The following is a 21,797-nucleotide window of genomic DNA, read 5'->3' on the forward strand; positions in this document are numbered from 1 at the left end:
TTCCTTGCGTCAGATGTGCGTTAGTTTTAATTATACCTAGGCATCAGAAAAGTTTCGAGTCGTGACGGTTAATCAGTCAAATTTACAGTTTTGTATCATCTTTAATAACTTATTTAAAAACAATACAAATGAATAAAACAATAAATATTGCGATAAAATGGCATTTTTTATGAATACTTGTGTATGTTAGATGACTAATTAATCGTTTTTGGTCTGCCTAAATCACCATAAACCCCATGCTTTCTGTGCGTTAAGTCACAAAAATGTGGTTTATTGTGAATAAAAAGGGTGTATTTTTATGCCGACTCGGTTTTACCGATGTATAAGCTCGAAACATTCGATTATGCTTGTTGAATTATTCTGTTATAGACTCAAAGTATCGATTTTTAGGAGTTACAAATGGAAAAAGCACTTAGAAACTTCCTGAGCCAAGAATCTGCTGGCGGGATCATTTTGATGATCTCGGTTGCCTTGGCCATGATTTTAGCTAATTCACCCTTTGCAGGTTTATATGAAGGTTTTTTAAATACTGAAGTTCAAGTTCGTGTTGGCGCTTTAGATATTGATAAACCTTTATTACTGTGGATCAACGATGGCCTAATGGCTTTATTCTTCTTGTTGATCGGCCTTGAGGTTAAACGAGAATTATTAGAGGGCGCACTTTCAACCGCGGCTAAAGCATCGTTGCCTACCTTTGCCGCTATTGGTGGCATGGTATTCCCTGCATTATTTTATTTAATATTCAACTATTCTGACCCACAAACACAAGTGGGGTGGGCGATACCTGCTGCGACCGATATTGCCTTTGCTTTAGGTATTATGGCGTTGTTAGGTAATCGAGTGCCTGTGGCGTTAAAAGTCTTTTTACTTGCGTTAGCCATTATTGATGATCTTGGTGTCATTGTGATTATCGCGCTGTTCTACAGTGCTGACTTATCAATGCTAAGTTTGATTGTTGCTGCTGTTGCTATTGCTGCCATGGTCGCACTTAATCGCAAAGGCGTGTCGTCATTAACACCGTATGGTTTATTAGGTTTGATATTGTGGATTGCGGTACTTAAGTCAGGTGTTCACGCCACTTTAGCCGGTGTAATTATTGCCTTCTGTATACCTCTTCGTGCGAAAGATGGTACTTCGCCGTCAGAGCATTTAGAGCATAGCTTACATCCATGGAGTACCTTCTTAATTTTACCAGTATTTGCTTTCGCAAACGCGGGATTATCGTTAGCTAACATGAGCATATCGTCATTTGCTGAGCCTATTACTATTGGTATTATTTTAGGTCTGCTATTGGGTAAACCTTTAGGTGTGCTATTGTTTAGTTATATTGCAGTTAAACTTAAATGGGCTGAATTACCACCAGGTATTGGTTGGAGACACATTGCACCTGTTTCCGCTATGTGTGGTATTGGTTTCACTATGTCGGTATTTATTGCGTCTTTAGCATTTGATGGCGCACCAGCTGCCTTTGGTGATTATGCTAGGTTGGGTATTTTAACAGGCTCTTTATTTGCTGCATTACTAGGATATTTCTGGTTAGACAAAGTCTTACCAAAAAAAGGAGCAAAATAAATGAAGTCGTTACCCGTCGCTATTTTAATGGTCGCAGTGAGTGCAGTGAGCACTCCTGTATTAGCAAATGCGTTTGATGTTTGCTTAAAAGATTCTTCTAGTAAAAGTTGTGCTGTATATCTTGAAGGTGTTGTTGATGGTGCACTGATGTACCGTAAAGATGTTTCTTTAAAGAGCATTGAAGCCGATGGTTATGAGTCTAGAGCATTAAAGTACCGTGCTGGTAAGCGCTATCAAAAAGCCAATAGTAAATATTGTGCCAGTAATATTCCGGTTAAAGCTGATATTGTTGCAGCATTAACTGAACAGGTAGCAATGGGTAACGTCGACACAAGTGCTGAATTAGAGACAGTTATTAACACGTTAATGGATTGCCGAAAAGTACATTCGAGTAATTAATCACTATTCAGTTGATCAAAACGCCCACTAACTTAGTGGGCGTTTTTGTTTTCTATACAACGGGATTGCTGATCAAACTCAGTACTGGTGCTACCATGTTGTTATATTCAATAAAAACCAACTGTGGTTCAGCTTTTTTGATAAGGCCTATATGCAGCATCTTAACTACAATCACCTCTATTATTTTTGGATGGTTAAACGACGGGGGTCAGTAGCCAAAGCTGCTGAGGCACTCTGTTTAACGCCACAGACCATCACAGGACAGATTCGTTTACTAGAAGAAAGACTTAAAGGCTCTTTATTCAAGCGTGTTGGTCGCAACTTAGAAGCCACTGAACTGGGTGAGTTGGTGTATCGCTATGCCGATAAGATGTTCAGTTTAAGCTATGAAATGCTAGATATTTTAAATTATCAAAAACAAGATTCTGTGTTGTTTGAAGTTGGAGTGGCGGACGCCTTATCAAAAGCGTTAGTGAGTAGAGTACTGTTAACGGTTATTCCAAATGATGGTTCAATACATTTAGCCTGTTATGAATCAACTCATGAAAGCTTAATTACCCGATTGCGTGAACATAAGTTAGATATGATTTTATCTGATTGTGCAGGAGAGTCATTAAAATACACCGACATTTTATCTAAGAAATTAGGCGAGTGTGGAGTGAGCTTTTTTTGTGCTCATCCAATAGATGCGGAGTTTCCGGCATGTTTAGAGCAAGAAAAGCTGCTGATCCCCGGCATTCGTACTTCACTTGGGCAACAATTACATGGTTGGTTTTCTGAGAAAAACCTCAATGTTAGTGTTTTGGGGGAGTTTGATGATGCGGCCATGATGAAAGCATTTGGATATTTTAAACGGGGTATATTTGTTGCACCGTCTATTTATCGTCATGATATACTTTCACAAGGCATGGTTTTACTGGGTGAAACCACCGATATAAAAGAAGAGTATCATGTGATGTTTGCTGAGAGGATGATTCAACATCCCGCTGTTAAAAGCCTACTTGAAACAGACTTTACCGATTTATTTTCAGGATTAGATCAGCAAGTACAAGATTTTGATAATCGCTTAGGTATGGCAGAGTAAAACAATCAATAGGCCATTGTAGCCGCAGGAGTATTGCGTTGGAATTAATGAATATTGCCCGAGTTCGTTGGGCTTGTCGCAGAGGTATGCTAGAGCTAGATGTGTTGTTTCAACCCTTTGTTGAAGCACATTATGAAAACTTAGCCGATGAAGACAAACAAACATTCATACGTTTACTAGAGTGTGAAGACCCAGAGTTGTTCGCTTGGTTTATGGGCCATGAAAAATGTCCAGATCCATTGCTCGCTGCAATGGTGATTAAAGTCCGTGGTCGTGAGACTCCCTAAAGGTCAATTTGCTCATTTCTCATATAGCACTCAAATTCATTATTATTCTTTGAGTGCTTCATTTCATCAATTGTTAGCTTGTTGGGTTATATTTCTGGTTGTTTTAAGCAGTTTTATTGCGTGGCCTGAATTAAGCTCACCATTAATTTTAATCAGTTTCTATATACTTATTTTGCTGTTATCTTTTTGTTGGGCTTGGCTATTATATAGATTAAAATGCTGGCACTGTGAATTTATCATTGATAATAAAGGCCAGGGAAAGCTGTTACCTGATGGCGATTTCGTTCAAGTTAAGCCTGCATATATTTGCCCTTTTGTATGTATTTTATACTTACAACTTGATAACCAGGTGAGACGTGATATATGGGTGTGGGCGGATATGGTTAACGACACTGACTACCGAACATTATGTCGTGTCGTTAACTCATACGATCCACTTAACAACGATTGAATTAAGAGGTCGGTTGAAGAATAGTGGGCTGCGGATCATCAAGTTGCTTTGGATAATCTAAGTTGTAATGCAATCCTCGGCTTTCCTTTCGTTCCATTGCACAACGGATAATAAGCTCGGCGACTTGCACTAAATTACGTAACTCTAACAGATTGTTACTTACTCTAAAGTTTGAATAATACTCTTGAATTTCTTGCTGAAGCATCATGCAGCGGCGTAATGCGCGCTCAAGGCGTTTATCGGTTCGAACAATCCCGACATAATCCCACATAAATAGCCTTAACTCGTGCCAGTTATGTGCAATCACAACTTCTTCATCGGAATTACTGACTTTACTTTCGTCCCATACCGGGACATTGGTCGGCATTTTGATTTTCTGAAGTTGGCTTTCAATATCTTGAGATGCTGCTCTGGCAAATACTAAACATTCTAGTAATGAGTTACTGGCCAGACGATTCGCACCGTGTAATCCGGTATACGCCACTTCACCTACGGCATATAAGCCGTTTAAATCAGTTTGGCCATGCAGATCTGTCATGACTCCACCACAGGTATAATGAGCAGCTGGAACTGCGGGAATAGGGGATTTAGTGATGTCTATTCCCAACGCTAAACAGCGCTTATATATAGTGGGAAAGTGTTTGATGATAAAGTCAGCGGGTTTATGGCTAATGTCTAAATAGACGCAGTCTGAGCCTAAGCGCTTCATTTCATAATCTATTGCGCGAGCGACCACATCACGAGGCGCTAATTCCGCTCGCTCGTCAAACTCAGGCATAAAGCGTGTGCCGTCAGGCCTGCGTAAATATGCCCCTTCACCGCGCAAAGCTTCGGTAAGCAAAAAGTTTTTTGCTTCAGCATGATATAAACAAGTCGGGTGGAATTGATTAAACTCCATGTTTGCTACGCGGCAACCTGCACGCCATGCCATAGCAATACCGTCACCACTGGCAATGTCTGGATTTGAAGTGTATTGATAAACTTTTGAACTTCCACCGGTCGCAAGCGCGACAAACTTAGCCGTGACAGTTTCAACTCGTTCTTGATTTCGATTCCAAACATAAGCCCCTAAAACCCTATTACCTGGACGGCCTAATTTCTTTGAGGTAATAAGATCGATGGCATTATAACGCTCTAATACTTGAATATTTGGGTGGTTAAGTGCGCGTTGTTGAAGTGTTGTTTGAACTGCTTTACCTGTAGCATCTGCAGAATGTAAAATTCTGCGGTGACTATGCCCCCCTTCACGGGTTAAATGATAAGGAGCTTTAGATTGATCTCCAGTAGTTTCTTCTTTATCAAAATCAACACCACAGTTAATTAACCATTGCATTGAAGCTTTTGCATTTTCAGCAGTATAGGTTACTACCGCCTTATCGCATAAGCCTGCACCTGCTATGAGGGTATCGTCCACATGGGACTCAATAGTGTCATCTTCATCAAAAACTGAGGCAATTCCACCTTGAGCATAAAAGGTTGAACCTTCAGCTAATGGGCCTTTAGAAAGTAGGATAACCGAAGATTTTTCTGCAAGATGTAAGGCTAGAGTTAGGCCTGCGGCACCACTTCCTATAACCAAAATATCAGACTGGTATTCAACTGCTAGTGTCATGGGTAGGTATGAATTGAGAAAAGGTTTATTAATGGTAAATCAAAAAGCGCTTTATGGGTATATTTACGAGGTAAATTAGTGGCTGGTTAATCCTCAAATTTTTGATTATTTTTTATTATTGAAGTCTATCGCGTTATTTTGTAACTCATATTCAATTTAATGATGTCGTAATCATTTTATAATCTTCAAAAATAACCATGTTAGACTAGCTAAAAGTACTACCCAATACCTTGTTCATGAATGTTTTAACAGATTATCAAAGCAAAAATGAATTTTTTTTTATATTTTATCGAACTTTTTTCACTAAGCTCAGTCTACCTTATTAAGAACGTGATTCGAGCGACTGAATATCAGTGATATAGATTTAGGAGTAGTCGGCTCGGATGAGTGGACAATATAGTGATCAACAATTAGTTGAACGGGTACAACAAGGCGATAAAAACGCTTTTAACCTGTTGGTAATGAAGTACCAAAACAAAGTGATGAGCTTGATTGGGCGATATATTCGTAATCATGCTGATGTTGCCGACGTGACACAAGAAGCGTTTATTAAAGCTTATCGTGCACTGGCAAACTTTCGTGGTGACAGTGCTTTTTACACATGGTTGTACCGTATAGCGGTTAATACGGCAAAGAATCATCTAACATCTCAAGGGCGTAAAGCCCCTGCAAATGATGTTGATGTTGAAGATGCAGAATATTATGAAGGCAGTGATGCTTTAAAAGAATTTGCTTCGCCAGAGCGATTATTAATGAAAGATCAAATGAGTAAAGTGATCTTTGATACTCTGGAAAAATTGCCTGAAGAATTAAAAATGGCCATATCTTTACGTGAACTCGACGGTATGAGTTACGAAGATATTGCCAACATCATGGATTGTCCCGTAGGAACGGTAAGATCGCGAATTTTTCGTGCTCGTGAAGCAATCGATAAACAGCTACAGCCTTTGTTGGAAAAGTCTTAGCCTTTATTTAAATAGGTGAAAAATGGTTAAATCAAGTCAAGAGTGGGTTTCTGCAGCCGTTGATGGCGAAGTGAATGAGCAAGAGCTTGCTCAACTTTGTGCAGATGCAGACTCTCATGAGCAATGGCAACGTTATCATATGATTGGTGACACCATGCGCGGTGAGTTACCTGAATCCATAGACTTAGATATTACAGCAAATATCGCAGCAGCTCTTGAATTAGAGCCAACCATCATAGCGCCTCAAGCAATAGCGCCTCAAGAAAATGATGAGCAAAAACAGTCTAACCTTGATTCAAAACCCTCTAATGTAGTGTCTTTGTTTAAGCAAGTGGGACAATATGCCATTGCTGCGAGTGTCGCTTTAGTGGCTATTGTTGGGGTGCAAAGCTACAATCAAGAGCCTGATGTAGAATCACCTTTACCTGTTTTCAACACAAGACCGCTGGTCGGGAGTGTTTCTCCAGTTAGCTTACAAACTGGCCCTGTTGTTAAACAACAGCATGACTTTACTGAAGAACAAGTGCTTGAACAGCGTCGAAGAATAAATGCGTACATTCAAGACCACATGTTGCAACAACGTCTAAATTCTGGTGTGCAAACAGAGCATACTTATACTGAAGACGTTAACAGATAGCTTTTATTCATCATACAGCAATGGTTTAATATACCATTGCTGTTTCACTTTCTAGGAGTTAGCTTGCGCCTCTTTTTGCTAGCACTTATTTTGCTTTCCCCGTTTAGTTTTGCCCAAGAAATGTCTGCCAATGATTGGCTTAAAAACATGAGTCAATCTCTCACGGACAAGCAGTTCAAAGCTTCAGTGGTTCAAATTCAAGCAGATCACATTCGCCCTTTAGTATTTCTACAAGGAAAAGTGGATGGGAAATCTGTTTCATATTTAGAATATTTAAATGGGCCACCTAAAAATGCAGTCAAAGTTGATAATAAGGTGACTTTTTTAGAACTAGATCAGCAACCTTATAGTATCAAAGCGAATCGAATTCAAGGGGTATGGCCTGCTTCTTTGTCTGGCAATATTGCCAAACTAGAACAAGGCTATCAATTTGTTTTAGGCGGGAGAAGCCGTATTGCTGGCCGAGCTGGGCAGATGATCCGCTTTATCGCCAAAGATGAGTTTCGCTATGATTCTCAAGTTTGGCTTGATATGGAAACTTTTCTTCCACTTCGATATGACACATTAAATCGAGATAAACAGTTACTTGAACAAACGATGGTTGTTGAGTTGTTAGAGTTAAATGAACCGCCAAAAATTTTAATCGAAGCCAGTAAACATGACTGGCCGGCAGTGATTAACCCAACCGATAGAAAAGAAGCACAAAATTGGCAATTTACGTGGTTGCCACAAGGCTTTGATATGGTTGTAGCTGACAATCATCGGTTAATTGGTATTCACGAGCCTGTCGAATATATTGCTCTAACCGATGGTTTAGCGAATATTTCTATTTATGTTGCTAGAGCTTCTGATAACCCAATGCCTGAAGAGTTAGTCACACGTAATGGCATATCTATGGTCGTTGAGAAGGTGGGTAATGCCGAAATTGTTGCTTTAGGCAAAGTGCCAACGGAAACATTAGAGCGCATTGTTAGAAGCTTAACGTTAAAATAAGCTAATTTGACGAGTGATAACAATGCAAAATGCTAACAAACCTGATTCACAAAAACTGACCAAGCCCTTACTTGAAGAGCTTGCCAAAGTTATTGAATATCAAGCTGGTTGGGCTGTGGTTGAAGTTGAATTAAAGTCAGCTTGTAATCATTGTAGTAGTAATGACAACTGCGGTACATCGACAATAGCCAAAGCTTTTTCAGTTAAAACTCAGCGTTTCTCTGTTGCGTCAGATGAAGTTTTACATCCTGGTGATATGCTAAAAGTTGGCTTACCTGAAAGTGTCATTATTCAAGCTGCTGCATTAGTTTACTTACTCCCTTTGTTGGGGTTATTTTTAGTCGGTGGTTTGGGACTGTTTTTAGCTCAACTCATTGGTATTGATAAAAATCTATCTTCTATGTTATTCGGTGTAGTAGGTGCTTATGCCTTTTGGCGTTTAGGGAAAAACGTCGCTACAAGACTAGAACAAGATGCTCAACCGATTATTATTCAGAACCTCGGTCAACAAGTTGAACTGTCTGTTAAAAAATAAAAACAGATATTTTTAGCGATTCATTTGGGCTGTTTTTACCCTCCTTGATTAATCTGATTGGTATTAGCCCCCTAATCAGGTACAATTTCAGCCAATATTATTCACCTTTTTTAGTAGTAGTCATTGCCGCATAATGAAACACATTAGAAACTTCTCAATTATTGCCCATATCGACCATGGCAAATCCACCTTATCAGATCGTCTAATCCAGGTTTGTGGCGGTTTATCTGACCGCGAAATGGCTGCTCAAGTCCTTGATTCAATGGACATTGAACGCGAACGTGGTATTACCATTAAAGCCCAGAGTGTGACTTTAGATTATAAAGCCAAAGACGGTGAGACCTATCAATTAAACTTCATTGATACTCCCGGTCACGTTGACTTTTCATATGAAGTCTCACGTTCTCTTGCTGCATGTGAAGGCGCGCTGCTTGTAGTTGATGCTGGTCAAGGCGTAGAAGCACAAACCTTAGCAAACTGTTATACCGCATTAGATATGGACCTTGATGTGGTTCCAGTACTGAACAAAATTGACTTACCTCAAGCTGAACCTGAAAGGGTTGCCGCTGAGATTGAAGATATTGTTGGCATTGATGCGATGGAAGCTGTTCGTTGTTCAGCTAAAACGGGTATTGGTGTTGAAGATGTTCTAGAGGAAATTATTGCAAAAATCCCTCCTCCAGAAGGTGATGAAAACGCTCCTTTACAAGCGTTGATTATTGATTCATGGTTTGATGCATATTTAGGTGTTGTCTCTTTAGTTCGAATTAAACACGGTATCTTGAAAAAAGGTGACAAGTTTAAAGTGATGTCGACAGGACAAAACTATAACGCGGATCGTGTAGGTATTTTTACGCCTAAACAGCAAGATGAACCCGAGTTACGTGCGGGTGAAGTTGGTTATGTTATTTCTGGGATTAAAGAAATTCATGGTGCACCAGTGGGTGATACATTGACCCACGCCAAACATGGCGCTGAACAACCATTACCAGGTTTCCAAAAAGTAAAACCTCAGGTATATGCCGGTGTATTCCCAATTTCTACTGATGAGTATGAAAGTTTCCGTGAAGCGCTAAATAAACTTTCTTTAAATGATGCTTCATTGTTCTTTGAGCCAGAAACTTCTGGAGCCCTAGGTTTTGGATTCCGTATTGGTTATCTTGGCTTATTACACATGGAGATTATTCAAGAACGTCTAGAGCGTGAATATAATCTTGACCTTATTACTACAGCGCCAACCGTAGTTTATGAAGTCGAAATGACGAACGGTGATGTGGTTTATGTTGATAACCCATCAGATTTACCGCCGTTAAATAACATCGAAGAAATTCGTGAGCCTATTGTTGAGGCCAATATTCTCGTACCAAAAGAATACTTAGGTAATGTGATTACCTTATGTGTTGATAAGCGTGGTATGCAAACCAATATGGTTTATCATGGCAATCAAGTGGCCGTAACATATCACCTTCCTATGGCTGAAGTGGTTATGGATTTCTTTGACCGCTTGAAGTCAACCAGTCGTGGTTATGCATCATTAGAATATAACTTTATCCGTTTTGACCCAGCAGACATGGTGCGTTTAGATATTTTAATTAACGGTGATAGAGTTGATGCATTAGCGATGATTATTCACCGCTCAAATATTCGTCATCGTGGTCTAGCCCTTGTTGAAAAAATGAAAGAGCTTATTCCAAGACAGATGTTTGATATTGCTATTCAAGCGGCGATAGGTAGTCAAATTGTTGCGCGTTCTACCATCAAAGCATTACGTAAAGACGTTACCGCTAAATGTTATGGTGGAGACGTGTCGCGTAAGAAGAAACTGTTGAATAAGCAGAAAGAAGGTAAGAAACGTATGAAGCAAGTGGGTAATGTTGAGGTGCCTCAAGAAGCATTCTTGGCAGTACTGAAGTTAAATGATTAATCATAATTAACTTAATTGCTTGTAAGATAACGCCGCATTAAGCGGCGTTGTCGTTATAATCGAATAAACTTATCTACAAATCGTTTCTAGTCATGATCTGTTTTTGTAATGTGGCTTACACTGTTTGCTAGAGTGAATACATTGTAAGTGTGAGACCTAACAGGAGTTTTCCATAAAATGGCAGCCCATTTTTCAATTATATTGGTGTTGATTACGTTAATAAGTGGCTTAATTTGGCTTGTTGATGTGATCTTTTTTGCGCCCAAACGTAAAGAGAAACTTGCGATAGCTCAAGCGGGAACAGCGCAATTGAGCGATGAAGCAATCGATAAAATTATTCGCGAACCGGTTGTTGTTGAAACCGCGCATTCTATTTTCCCTGTGATTGCATTTGTAATGATTCTGCGTTCATTTATCTATGAACCTTTTCAAATCCCTTCAGGCTCAATGATGCCAACTTTATTAGTGGGTGATTTCATTTTAGTTGAGAAGTTTAGTTACGGCTTGCGTGACCCTGTTTGGCGAAAGAAATTAGTAGAAACCGGTGAACCTGAACGGGGTGATGTATTTGTGTTTAAATATCCTGAAGACACCAATATTGATTACATTAAACGGGTTGTAGGCTTACCAGGCGACAAAATAACTTATGACAACAAGAGTTTAACGGTGACGCCAAAATGTACCATAGATAATGAATGTCCAAAGTCACTAACCATTAGTCATAAAGAAGTCAACCGTGGTGAGTTCAATCAAAATGGCGTACCGTTAATCCGCTATACTGAAGATACCGACGGCTTTGAGCACGATATTTTAATTAACCCATCTCGTCCTGATTTTAGGCAGCATTTTTACCCTCAAGCCGGGACTCGTGAGGGTGAGTTTATCGTGCCTGAGGGGCAATACTTTGCCATGGGCGATAATCGTGACAACAGCACTGACAGCCGTTTCTGGGGCTTTGTTCCTGAAGAAAATTTAGTGGGTAAAGCGGTAGCGATTTGGATTAGCTTTGAATTTGAACGTGAGCAAGACAGCTGGTTACCTACTTGGGTACCAACAGGAGTTCGTTTTGAACGTGCAGGTGGAATACAGTAATGGAGCCGATTAAAAATTTACCGCGACTTTGCCGTACATTGGGTTATGAGTTTAATGATATCAAATTATTAACTCAGGCTTTAACGCACCGTAGTGCTGCAAATAAGCACAATGAAAGATTAGAGTTTTTAGGCGACTCTATTTTATCCATCATTATTTCTGATGCCTTATATCACCAATTTCCAAAAGCGACTGAAGGTGATTTAAGCCGAATGCGAGCCAGCTTAGTGAAAGGCGATACTCTAACGTTAATAGCTAAAGAGTTTAAGCTGGGTGATTATTTATTCTTAGGCCCTGGCGAGCTTAAAAGTGGTGGCTTTCGACGTGAATCAATTTTAGCTGATGCTGTAGAGGCTATCATCGGCGCCGTGTATTTAGATGCTGATATAGAAGCTTGCAGAAAACTGCTATTAAACTGGTATCAAAAACGTTTAGCTGATATCAAACCGGGTATTAATCAAAAAGACCCTAAAACGATTTTACAAGAACATCTTCAAGGCTTTAAAAAGCCACTACCAGAGTATCAGGTGGTTAAAGTTGAAGGTGAGGCTCACGACCAAACATTTACTGTTGAATGTCGTATAACTGACTTAGCTGATGTGGTTATTGGTGTAGCCGGTTCAAGAAGAAAAGCTGAACAGCTTGCTGCTGCTCAGGTATTGGAGTTACTGAAGAAATGACCAAAAAAACTGACTTGCCAGAACAACAAACTGAGTTAGATCAAGAGCCCAGTTTAAATGAACTACTGGCAAGAATGAATTTAGCAGCCCCGCAAGCAACCGCACAGTATGAAGTGACTTACTGTGGCATGGTAGCCATTGTTGGCCGTCCAAATGTGGGTAAATCAACGCTGTTAAATAAGTTGTTAGGGCAAAAAGTAAGTATCACTTCTAAAAAGCCTCAAACCACTCGTCATCGTATTTTAGGTATTCATACCGATGAAGCTAAACAAATCGTATTTATTGATACACCAGGGCTTCATATTGAAGAAAAGCGTGCAATTAATCGATTAATGAACCGTGCGGCTGCAAGTTCTTTGGCTGATGTCTCTATGGTAATTTTTGTTGTTGATGGTATGAATTGGACCGCTGATGACGAAATGGTCTTACAAAAACTTCAATATCGGAATGATGATAGAAAAATTGTATTGGCAATTAATAAAGTCGATAACATCAAAGATAAAGAAGCCTTGTTTCCTTACTTAAATGAGCTAGGACAAAAATTCGATTTTGATGAGATTCTGCCTATTTCTGCCAGTAAAGGTACCAATGTTCAACGTATTTTGGACATGGCACAAACTTCATTGCCAGAAGCGCCGTTCTATTTCCCAGAAGATTACGTCACAGATCGTTCTCAGCGATTTATGGCCTCTGAAATTGTCCGTGAAAAACTAATGCGATTTTTGGGTGATGAGCTGCCATATGATTGCACTGTTGAAATCGAACAGTTCAAAATGATGGAAAATGGTGTTTATCAAATCAACGCGCTTATTTTAGTTGAGCGTGATGGTCAAAAACGCATGGTTATTGGTAATAAAGGTGAACGTATTCGCACTATTGCTACCCAGTCTCGTCTCGATATGGAAACACTTTTTGATAATAAAGTGTTTTTAGAGATATGGGTTAAAGTAAAATCTGGCTGGGCTGATGACGAACGAGCATTACGCAGTTTAGGTTATGGTGAAGATTAATTATTTTACCTATATTAGGAAAATGACAACATGGCCACAATGAAGCGTGGCTATGTATTGCACCATAGGCCGTTCAAAGAGTCGAGCGTGATTGTTAACCTACTCATTGACGGTGTAGGGCGCGTTGATGCCATTGCCAGAACAGGAAGTGGCAAAAGGTCAATTAAGTCTATTTTACAACCTTTCCAACCGCTATTATTACAATTTAGTGCTCAGTCAGAAAGCAAAAATCTCGCACTAAAAACCGTCACTCATATAGAGGCCGCATCTCCGGCCATTCCACTTAGTAGTAACAGTTTATATTCAGGGTTTTATTTAAATGAACTCTTGGTGCGTTTGTTGACGATTGAGCATCAAGCAGAGTCATTGTTTGTTGCTTATCATCAAGCTTTAATCGCCTTAGCCCAGTCGTTTTGCTCTAGTCACCTGCGTTATTTTGAAAAAGCATTATTACTTGAGTTAGGGGCCTTACCGTCACTGGACTATGATGTTGACGGGAATAATATTAATAGTGATGGTTTTTATCGCCTAGAAGCTGATTGTGGCTTTATCCCAGTATTGCAACAAAGTGTCGGTGTATTTACTCACAGCCGAAGCGTTGTCCCCGGCGCTATGCTAGTAGCGTTACAAAAAGAATCTTTAGCTGTAGAACATTTGAATAGCGCAAAAGGCTTGATGCGTTTTTTACTATCCCCTTTGCTCGGCAATAAACCATTATTAAGCCGACAGTTATTTGTTAAATAACCTCGAATTAGTCTGCAGTAGTCAGTACAATATCGACAATGACTCTCATTATCACGTTAAGGAATCCACCGTGAGCGCAATTCTTCTAGGCATTAACATCGACCATATTGCCACCCTTCGTCAAGCCCGTGGTACAAACTATCCAGACCCTATTCATGCCGCTGCTGTTGCCGAACATGCTGGGGCAGATGGTATCACCATTCACTTACGTGAAGACCGTCGCCATATTCAAGATAGAGATGTTTATCTACTAGCCAAAACGCTGAAAACAAGAATGAATTTTGAGTTTGCAGTCACAGAAGAAATGATTTCAATTGCCTGTGAAGTTAAGCCGGCTTATGCCTGTCTAGTGCCAGAAAAGCGTGAAGAGTTAACCACTGAAGGTGGTTTAGATGTAGCTGGTCAACTAGAAAAAATAACTACTGCCGTATCCCGTTTAGCTGAAAACAATATCAAAGTGTCGTTGTTTATTGATGCAGACAAAACTCAAATTGATGCCGCTGTTGCTACAGGGGCGCCTTATATTGAAATTCATACCGGTTGTTATGCTGATGCTCAAACTGATGCCGAGCAACAAGCTGAACTCGAGCGCATAGCAAGCATGGCAGCGTATGCTCATAGCAAAGGCTTAGTTGTGAATGCTGGCCACGGGTTGCATTATCATAACGTTAAACCCATTGCGGCAATTCCTGAGTTATATGAACTCAATATTGGCCATGCTGTGATTGCGCGTGCGGCTATCGACGGTTTAGATAAAGCGGTCCGCGACATGAAACTGCTAATGTTAGAAGGGCGTCGAGGTGAATAATGGCCATTGTAGGTATAGGTACCGACATTGTTGAAATTGCCAGAATTAAAGCTCAGCAGCAACGTTTAGGAGATAAACTCGCTTGTCGAGTATTAACAGAAGCTGAGTTAAACTCTTATCGCCAAGCTAAGTTCCCTGAGCGCTTTTTAGCAAAACGTTTTGCAGCTAAAGAGGCGGCGGCAAAGGCATTAGGCACCGGCATTGGCCGTGGGGTGTCTTTTCAGCATATTCATATAAGTAACAATGACAATGGGGCTCCTTGTATTTCTTTTACTGATGGCGCACTTGAGCGGTTACAGCAACTGAATGGTAAAAAGGGGTTTATTTCAATTGCAGATGAACAGCATTACGCTGTGGCAAATGTCATTATTGAAAGCTAATCTATACCTCATCTATTCATATTAAGGCGCTTTGTAGCGCCTTTTTTATGCTTTCAAAATTAGAGTAGATACGTTAAGTTTATGTAACAAGAATAATAGCAATAGGATTTAACACCATGAAATCAGCAGTAGAGCAACTGGCAACGTATAAAAGTGTCCATCTAAACCCTAAGAATATTCGGACACATTTTTTTGGCGTGCCAATGATTATTTGGTCATTGTTTGTGATGCTGGGCACCATCAGGTTTGAGGTTCAACAAGTCGAAGTGAGTGTGGCAATGTTATTCACACTCGTTGTGTTGGTTTATTATTTTATGCTTCATGTTAGGCTCGCCATTGGATTAACTGTATTTATCATTCCTGTGATATTAACTTCTGAAATGGCAGTTCATTCTGCTCATCCTATTATTCTTGCTGTAGCTGTTTTTGCCATAGGTTGGGTGATTCAATTTATTGGTCATAAATATGAAAAAGCTAAACCTGCCTTTATCGATGACCTAAACCAATTACTTGTAGGACCATTTTTCTTGATGGCTGAAGTGTACTTTTTATTCGGGTGGGAGAAAGAGCTTGATGCTGAAATTACCCCGATAGCTAGAGAAAAGCGTCGTGCCATTGAAGCGGCAAGAAGAGCGGGTTAGGTTTGTGTTGTTGTGCTGTATTTATTAACAATAAAAGGCGCTAAGCGCCTTTTATTTTCAGATGGATATGATGATTAGCTGATTGATTCCTCATCCTCATCTTCTACCACAGCAATGTTAGGAATAATCCGTACCAGCTTGATCATATTATCACTCACTTCAACCACTTCGATTTGATAATCTGCCAAGCGTAAGCTGGTTTTTGCTGCAGGAATGTCCTCCAAAAACTCAACAATTAAACCATTGAGCGTTTTCGGACCATCAATAGGAAAGTCCCACTTCATTTCTTTGTTTAGGTCGCGAATGTTAATTGTTGCATCAATTAAAAAACTACCATCTTGTTGCACATTAATATCTTCACTCGGGGTGGTGATCATTGATGTGGTAAAGTCGCCGACAATTTCTTCTAAAATATCCTCAAGCGTCACAAGTCCTTGAATATCCCCATATTCGTCAACCACTATACCTATACGCTCTTTATTTTGCTGGAAATTAGCCAGTTGAACATTTAACGGTGTGCCTTCAGGAATAAAATACAATTCCTTGACTGCGCGTAACAATGATGACTTACTAAATTGCTCTTTTGACTGTAGACGTAATGCATCACGCAGATGAATAAAACCAACGACATCGTCAATGGTGTCGCGATAAACTAACACGCGAGTATGCGGGCTTTGAGTGACTAACTTATTAATTAGCTTAAAATCATCGTTGACATTAATGGCGTAAATATCTGAGCGCGAAATCATAATGTCTTCAACGGTCACTTTTTCTAAGTCTAAGATAGACAACAGCATTTCTTGGTGACGATGAGGGATAAGTGCCCCCGCTTCATGAACTACCGTTCGTAGCTCTTCTTGGCTTAAGGCATCATTAGTTTGCACATTTTTAATGCCTAATATTTTTAAGAACAAGCTGGTAATGATGTTAAGTGCTTTAACTAGAGGGAGCAAAACAATCAGCAACCATCTTAATAGTAAGCTGGATGGGAAGGCGATTCGTTCAGGATGCAGTGCTGCAAATGTTTTTGGGGTCACTTCAGCAAAAATTAATACTACAACAGTTAGGGCGCCCGTGGCGATAGCGACTCCGACATCACCAAATAACCGCATTCCAATGATGGTGGCGATTGCTGACGCTAAAATATTAACAAGATTGTTGCCGATAAGGATTAATCCTATAAGGCGATCGGGTCTATCTAACATTTTCAAGGCACGTTGTGCGCCCTTATGCCCATTACCGGCGAGATGCCGTAAACGATAACGGTTTAACGTCATCATGGCGGTTTCAGAGCCAGAAAAGTAGGCTGAAATTAAAATGAGTACAAACAGAAATATAAGGAGTGCGCTGGTTGATATCGCGTCCAATGAAAGGGCCCCGTGTTACAAAACAAGCTGAAAGTCTCAGCCAAAATTGATGAATTAATCCGACATTATTAATCACTGGTTATAAGAGTCAAGATACAGATGTGATTAACTTCAAAAAAGATCATTTTATGCGAGGGGAATTAACGTTTATGGCAACAATAACGGTAAGTGGTACTAATTGTTTTTTAGCCAGTAGCGTCATTTATTATCGGTCTGTTTAACCATTAGAGGCCTAATGATTATTACTGATAAACTAAGATGAATCATTAACAAAAAGGAGCTGTTAAGCTCCTTAATATCACTGAAAATATTTAAGCCAATTTAAGTTAAGATAAGCTCTTTTACGATTCGAGCACCAAAGTACCCTAAAGAAAGTAATAGCGCACCACTGATACTATACAGTACCGCTGTTCTTATTCTGCAGCCAATTGTAAAGTGTTGCCACAGCATTGCACCATAAACAACCCATGCAGCAATAGATAAAATTGCTTTGTGTCCTTTGCCGTCCGCAAACATATCTTCAAGAAATACAAAGCCAGTTATCAGCGATAAACTTAATAACACGAACCCTATCACGATCAAATGATAAAGTTGGCGCTCAACGGTCATTAGCGGTGGCATTGCAGGGCTCATGATCATTTTCTTGGTTTTAAGTTTGTTTTGAATTAGCCATAATTGGATAGCATATAATGCCGCAATCATCAGGGCACTGTACGCCATTAATGACAGCACCACATGGGCGAGGACTTCAGGGTGTAATTCAAAATGAATAATAAATTGAGGCGGTAGTAACCATAACAAGGCTACAGAAATAATCGAACAGGCATAAATAACCGGCAACACCACAATCACTTTTAAGCGTGACAACGTGACGGTGAACGAAAGCGTGATGATCCAGTTAACTAACGAAATAACATTGGTTAAACTAAAGTTCTGTCCTTCAGCAGTATACATCGACTTAGATAAAGCGAAGCCATGCATAATGACCGCAATGGCTGAAATCACCATTATTATTTTTCTATTTGGCCCATCAACATGAAACAGTCGGCTTGTGACTAGTATCAATGCGATGCAATAAAAAATCATAGCCGAAGCTGAGAAAATAACCATCCGTAATAAACCTATAAAATAGTATGGACAAGTTGACTAGACGCAATACCCAGTCTAAAAGTACTCGAACATTGTTCAGTAAGATTAACATGAACTACCCTATTAAGGGCAGTGACCTAATACGCAAAATTTAACAGTATCTTACTGTTAGCTGCAAATAATTTACTTATGTCACTCTTGTACTCATAAAATTTCTCAATCTGAAAGGCTTTGGCAGCTTTGTTTGGTCTGTGCGAAAAATTAAAACATCTTCAATAAAAACAATTTTTATTATGCAAGCGCGCATCTTTATCTCGTTTGGGTATATAATAGCGCGCATTATCGAGAACGTATTAAAGAGCGACTAAATGTTTGAGAATTTATCTGACAGACTTTCGCGAACACTAAAAACTATCAGTGGTCGCGGTCGATTAACTGAAGACAACATCAAAGAAACCCTTCGTGAAGTTAGAATGGCTTTACTAGAAGCGGATGTTGCTTTGCCTGTAGTAAGAGAATTTGTTAACAGCGTAAAAGAGCGTGCTGTTGGGCAAGAAGTCTCAAAAAGTTTAAGTCCAGGGCAAGCTTTTATTAAGATTGTGCAAAGTGAACTTGAACGCGCAATGGGTGAAGCTAATGAAGCGCTAGATTTAGCAGCCCAGCCACCAGCAGTCATTATGATGGCAGGTTTACAAGGTGCGGGTAAAACAACTTCTGTCGCGAAATTAAGTAAACTATTACGTACTCGTCATAAAAAATCGGTATTAGTTGTCAGTGCTGACGTATACCGTCCTGCGGCTATCAAACAGCTAGAAACTTTGGCGACAGAAGTCGAAGTGGAGTTTTTCCCATCAGATGTAAGCCAAAAACCAGTTGATATTGCTAAAGCCGCTATTGCCCACGCAAAGCTGAAGTTCATTGATGTGGTTATTGTCGATACTGCAGGCCGTCTGCATGTCGATGAAGCTATGATGGACGAAATTATTCAGCTTCATGCTGAAGTTAAGCCAGTAGAAACCTTGTTTGTTGTCGATGCGATGACAGGTCAAGATGCAGCCAATACGGCTAAAGCCTTTAATGAAGCTTTACCGTTAACGGGTGTTATTCTGACTAAAGTTGATGGCGATGCCCGCGGTGGTGCTGCACTTTCTATTCGAAATATCACTGGCAAACCCATTAAATTTTTAGGTGTAGGTGAAAAAACCGACGCTTTAGAGCCTTTCCACCCTGACCGTATTGCTTCACGTATTTTAGGCATGGGTGATGTGCTGTCATTAATTGAGGAAGTGGAACGCGGTGTCGATAAAGACAAAGCGATGAAGCTGGCTTCAAAAGTGAAAAAAGGCGGCAGCTTTGATTTAGAAGATTTTCGTGAGCAATTGCAGCAAATGAAAAACATGGGCGGCATGATGAACATGATTGAGAAACTGCCCGGTGTTGGACAATTGCCACCAGAAGCTCTTGCGCAAGTGCAAGATGGCAAAATGACCGTGCAAATGGAAGCGATTATCAATTCTATGACGGCTAAAGAACGTAAAAACCCGGACTTGATTAAAGGGTCGCGTAAACGTCGTATTGCCTTAGGTTCAGGCACACAAATTCAAGATGTAAATCGCCTATTAAAGCAATTTACTCAAATGCAAAAGATGATGAAAAAAATGTCATCTAAAGGCGGCATGAAAAAAATGATGCGTGGTATGAGCGGTATGTTACCACCAGGCATGAAGATGCCAGGCCGTTAAGTTATCTATTCAATCTCGGTGAGAATTGCTTGGCTTATGCTATCAATACCTTTTTGCTGTAAATATCGGCATTTTGGTTGCAATAGTTTCAAAGTCAGGTAAAATCTTCCGGCTTTCTTTCTGGGACCTTTGCGAACACGGGTTCCAGTTTTTATTTTTGCTTATAGCAAATCATTAGAGGAATAAAACGCATGGTTACCATTCGTTTAGCTCGTGGCGGCGCAAAAAAGCGTCCATTTTACAATATCGTTGTTGCTGATAGCCGCAATGCTCGTGACGGTCGTTTCATCGAACGTGTTGGTTTTTTCAATCCACTAGCTCGTGGTCAAGAAGAAACTTTACGTTTAGATTTAGATCGTGTTGAGCACTGGGTTGCTACTGGCGCGGCAACATCTGAGCGTGTTGCAAAGTTAATTAAAGACGCACGTAAAGCAGCTGCTTAATGGCGTTTAGGTATAGATAGATGAGTAGTAACCAACAACCTATTGTACTGGGTAAATTAGGCTCTAGTCATGGTATTAAAGGTTGGCTAAAAATCACTGCCTATACCGATTCTGTTGAGGGTATCTTTGATTATTCTCCTTGGCTTATTAATGACCAAGGACAATGGCGTGAAGTTAAGGTCAACCAGTGGCGTCCACAAGGTAAGGCAGTTATTGCTGAACTTGAAGGGGTAACCACTCGGGAACAGGCGCAAATACTCACCAATTGTGAGATTGCAATTATGCCAGAACAAATGAAAGAACTTGCTGATGATGAATTTTATCACCGAGATCTTATCGGCTGTGAAGTGACCAATAATAACGGCTATAACATGGGATTTGTCGACCAGATCGTGGAAACAGGATCGAATGACGTATTACTTGTTAAAGCTAATGCCAAAGATGCTTTTGGCAAAGCGGAACGTATGATCCCCTTTGTCCCTGAACAATTCATTTTAAAAGTGGATTTGCAAGGTAAACAGATATTAGTGGATTGGGATCCTGACTTCTAAGTCGAGGTACAACAAATGTGGTTAGGGGTAATAACCCTGTTTCCAGAGATGTTTCGTGCTGTTACAGACTTTGGGGTGACGGGTCGAGCCGTTAAAAACGGCCTGCTTGAGGTGCAAACGTGGAATCCTCGTGATTTCACCCATGATAGACATAACACGGTTGATGACCGGCCTTATGGCGGTGGACCGGGTATGTTGATGATGGTGCAACCTTTGCGAGATGCCATTCATGCAGCGAAAGCCGCATCGGGTGACAGAGCGAAAGTGATTTATCTATCTCCTCAGGGACGTAAGCTGGATCAGCAAGGCGTAACTGAGTTAGCTAAATCAGACAGTTTGATTTTAGTATGTGGGCGCTACGAAGGTATCGACGAGCGTATTATTCAAACTGAAGTGGATGAAGAATGGTCAATCGGGGATTACGTGCTTTCGGGCGGCGAATTACCGGCAATGACATTAATTGATTCAGTTGCGCGTTTAGTACCAGGTGTACTTGGCAAGCAAGCTTCGGCAGAGCAAGACTCTTTCTCTGACGGATTACTGGATTGTCCTCATTACACTCGCCCTGAAAACCTAGATGGTATTGATGTACCAGCAGTGTTGTTAAGCGGTGACCACAAAAAAATTAGACTCTGGCGGTTACAACAAAGTCTCGGAAGAACTTTTTTAAGACGGCCAGAAATATTTGAAAATCTAGCTCTGACTGACGAACAATCGGCTTTATTAGCACAGTTCGTAAATGAAACGGACTCGTCAAAATAGTCATCGCTTCAGTTATTCTAGAACGGAGT

The 21,797-nt window shown here is 40.2% G+C and carries 24 protein-coding genes; 21 read left to right on the forward strand and 3 right to left on the reverse strand.

Annotated features, from left to right (window positions below):
* Window positions 1-399 precede the first annotated feature (399 nt).
* The 5 genes from nhaA to L2672_RS17370 all read left to right on the forward strand — a co-directional run bounded on the left by nhaA (window position 400) and on the right by L2672_RS17370 (window position 3,793).
* Window positions 400-1,572, forward strand: a complete 1,173-nt coding sequence (nhaA, locus tag L2672_RS01700; protein WP_248994097.1) for a Na+/H+ antiporter NhaA — start codon at window positions 400-402, stop codon at window positions 1,570-1,572.
* Window positions 1,573-1,971 carry a hypothetical protein gene (locus L2672_RS01705; protein WP_248994098.1) on the forward strand — a complete coding sequence of 133 codons (399 nt, stop codon included), beginning with the start codon at window positions 1,573-1,575 and terminating at the stop codon, window positions 1,969-1,971.
* Between the two features lie 151 nt (window positions 1,972-2,122).
* Window positions 2,123-3,055 carry a transcriptional activator NhaR gene (nhaR, locus tag L2672_RS01710; RefSeq protein ID WP_248994099.1) on the forward strand — a complete coding sequence of 311 codons (933 nt, stop codon included), beginning with the start codon at window positions 2,123-2,125 and terminating at the stop codon, window positions 3,053-3,055.
* A 38-nt stretch (window positions 3,056-3,093) separates the two neighbouring features.
* Window positions 3,094-3,342, forward strand: coding sequence for an FAD assembly factor SdhE (locus L2672_RS01715; RefSeq protein WP_248994100.1), 249 nt, complete (start codon window positions 3,094-3,096; stop codon window positions 3,340-3,342).
* Window positions 3,329-3,793: a protein YgfX gene (locus tag L2672_RS17370; RefSeq protein WP_420833114.1), complete on the forward strand. Its 465-nt coding sequence runs from the start codon at window positions 3,329-3,331 to the stop codon at window positions 3,791-3,793. Before L2672_RS01715 ends, L2672_RS17370 begins: the two co-directional genes overlap by 14 nt.
* A 1-nt stretch (window position 3,794) precedes the next feature.
* Here the strand turns inward: L2672_RS17370 and nadB are convergent, their stop codons facing one another.
* A complete protein-coding gene (nadB, locus tag L2672_RS01720; RefSeq protein WP_248994101.1) occupies window positions 3,795-5,405 on the reverse strand; it encodes an L-aspartate oxidase in 1,611 nt (536 codons plus the stop codon).
* Window positions 5,406-5,788: 383 nt separating this feature from the next.
* On the opposite strand from nadB, the gene rpoE reads away from it, so the two are divergent.
* The 12 genes from rpoE to L2672_RS01780 all read left to right on the forward strand — a co-directional run bounded on the left by rpoE (window position 5,789) and on the right by L2672_RS01780 (window position 15,814).
* The gene (rpoE, locus tag L2672_RS01725) at window positions 5,789-6,370 is read left to right on the forward strand and encodes an RNA polymerase sigma factor RpoE (protein ID WP_248994102.1); all 582 of its coding nucleotides are present in this window, start codon (window positions 5,789-5,791) and stop codon (window positions 6,368-6,370) included.
* Between the two features lie 22 nt (window positions 6,371-6,392).
* Entirely contained in the window at window positions 6,393-7,007 is a 615-nt protein-coding gene (locus L2672_RS01730; RefSeq protein ID WP_248994103.1) for a sigma-E factor negative regulatory protein, read from the forward strand.
* A gap of 63 nt (window positions 7,008-7,070) precedes the next feature.
* Complete coding sequence (locus L2672_RS01735) at window positions 7,071-8,000, forward strand: MucB/RseB C-terminal domain-containing protein (protein ID WP_248994104.1); 930 nt, start codon at window positions 7,071-7,073, stop codon at window positions 7,998-8,000.
* Window positions 8,001-8,022: 22 nt separating this feature from the next.
* Window positions 8,023-8,535, forward strand: coding sequence for a SoxR reducing system RseC family protein (locus L2672_RS01740; RefSeq protein ID WP_248994105.1), 513 nt, complete (start codon window positions 8,023-8,025; stop codon window positions 8,533-8,535).
* A 133-nt stretch (window positions 8,536-8,668) separates the two neighbouring features.
* The gene (gene lepA, locus L2672_RS01745) at window positions 8,669-10,459 is read left to right on the forward strand and encodes a translation elongation factor 4 (RefSeq protein ID WP_248994106.1); all 1,791 of its coding nucleotides are present in this window, start codon (window positions 8,669-8,671) and stop codon (window positions 10,457-10,459) included.
* A 177-nt stretch (window positions 10,460-10,636) separates the two neighbouring features.
* Window positions 10,637-11,551, forward strand: a complete 915-nt coding sequence (lepB, locus tag L2672_RS01750; protein ID WP_248994107.1) for a signal peptidase I — start codon at window positions 10,637-10,639, stop codon at window positions 11,549-11,551.
* Window positions 11,551-12,231, forward strand: a complete 681-nt coding sequence (rnc, locus tag L2672_RS01755; protein ID WP_248994108.1) for a ribonuclease III — start codon at window positions 11,551-11,553, stop codon at window positions 12,229-12,231. The genes lepB and rnc overlap by 1 nt, the downstream gene beginning before the upstream one ends.
* Window positions 12,228-13,241, forward strand: coding sequence for a GTPase Era (gene era / locus L2672_RS01760; RefSeq protein WP_248994109.1), 1,014 nt, complete (start codon window positions 12,228-12,230; stop codon window positions 13,239-13,241). Before rnc ends, era begins: the two co-directional genes overlap by 4 nt.
* 39 nt (window positions 13,242-13,280) lie before the next feature.
* A complete protein-coding gene (gene recO, locus L2672_RS01765; RefSeq protein WP_248994298.1) occupies window positions 13,281-13,985 on the forward strand; it encodes a DNA repair protein RecO in 705 nt (234 codons plus the stop codon).
* Between the two features lie 70 nt (window positions 13,986-14,055).
* On the forward strand, window positions 14,056-14,793 hold the full coding sequence (gene pdxJ, locus L2672_RS01770) for a pyridoxine 5'-phosphate synthase (RefSeq protein WP_248994110.1): 738 nt from the start codon (window positions 14,056-14,058) through the stop codon (window positions 14,791-14,793).
* Window positions 14,793-15,173 (forward strand): holo-ACP synthase, encoded by a 381-nt coding sequence (gene acpS / locus L2672_RS01775; RefSeq protein ID WP_248994111.1) that lies wholly within the window; start codon window positions 14,793-14,795, stop codon window positions 15,171-15,173. The genes pdxJ and acpS overlap by 1 nt, the downstream gene beginning before the upstream one ends.
* Window positions 15,174-15,289: 116 nt before the next feature.
* Complete coding sequence (locus L2672_RS01780) at window positions 15,290-15,814, forward strand: Mpo1 family 2-hydroxy fatty acid dioxygenase (RefSeq protein ID WP_248994112.1); 525 nt, start codon at window positions 15,290-15,292, stop codon at window positions 15,812-15,814.
* A 74-nt stretch (window positions 15,815-15,888) separates the two neighbouring features.
* Here the strand turns inward: L2672_RS01780 and L2672_RS01785 are convergent, their stop codons facing one another.
* Together L2672_RS01785 and L2672_RS01790 are read right to left on the reverse strand one after the other, a co-directional pair.
* A complete protein-coding gene (locus L2672_RS01785; RefSeq protein ID WP_248994113.1) occupies window positions 15,889-17,181 on the reverse strand; it encodes an HlyC/CorC family transporter in 1,293 nt (430 codons plus the stop codon).
* 321 nt (window positions 17,182-17,502) lie between these two features.
* Entirely contained in the window at window positions 17,503-18,291 is a 789-nt protein-coding gene (locus L2672_RS01790) for a cytochrome C assembly family protein (RefSeq protein WP_248994114.1), read from the reverse strand.
* 347 nt (window positions 18,292-18,638) lie between these two features.
* Here L2672_RS01790 and ffh point away from each other — a divergent pair, with 347 nt between their 5' ends.
* The 4 genes from ffh (at window position 18,639) to trmD (ending at window position 21,768) form a co-directional block, all read left to right on the forward strand.
* The gene (gene ffh / locus L2672_RS01795) at window positions 18,639-20,012 is read left to right on the forward strand and encodes a signal recognition particle protein (protein WP_248994115.1); all 1,374 of its coding nucleotides are present in this window, start codon (window positions 18,639-18,641) and stop codon (window positions 20,010-20,012) included.
* Window positions 20,013-20,203: 191 nt separating this feature from the next.
* Complete coding sequence (gene rpsP / locus L2672_RS01800) at window positions 20,204-20,455, forward strand: 30S ribosomal protein S16 (RefSeq protein WP_160053063.1); 252 nt, start codon at window positions 20,204-20,206, stop codon at window positions 20,453-20,455.
* A gap of 20 nt (window positions 20,456-20,475) precedes the next feature.
* Window positions 20,476-21,006: a ribosome maturation factor RimM gene (rimM, locus tag L2672_RS01805; protein WP_248994116.1), complete on the forward strand. Its 531-nt coding sequence runs from the start codon at window positions 20,476-20,478 to the stop codon at window positions 21,004-21,006.
* Between the two features lie 15 nt (window positions 21,007-21,021).
* Window positions 21,022-21,768, forward strand: coding sequence for a tRNA (guanosine(37)-N1)-methyltransferase TrmD (gene trmD, locus L2672_RS01810; RefSeq protein WP_248994117.1), 747 nt, complete (start codon window positions 21,022-21,024; stop codon window positions 21,766-21,768).
* Window positions 21,769-21,797 lie beyond the last annotated feature (29 nt).

The sequence above is a fragment of the Shewanella gaetbuli genome, from assembly GCF_023284065.1.
Taxonomy (GTDB): Bacteria; Pseudomonadota; Gammaproteobacteria; order Enterobacterales; family Shewanellaceae; genus Shewanella; species Shewanella gaetbuli.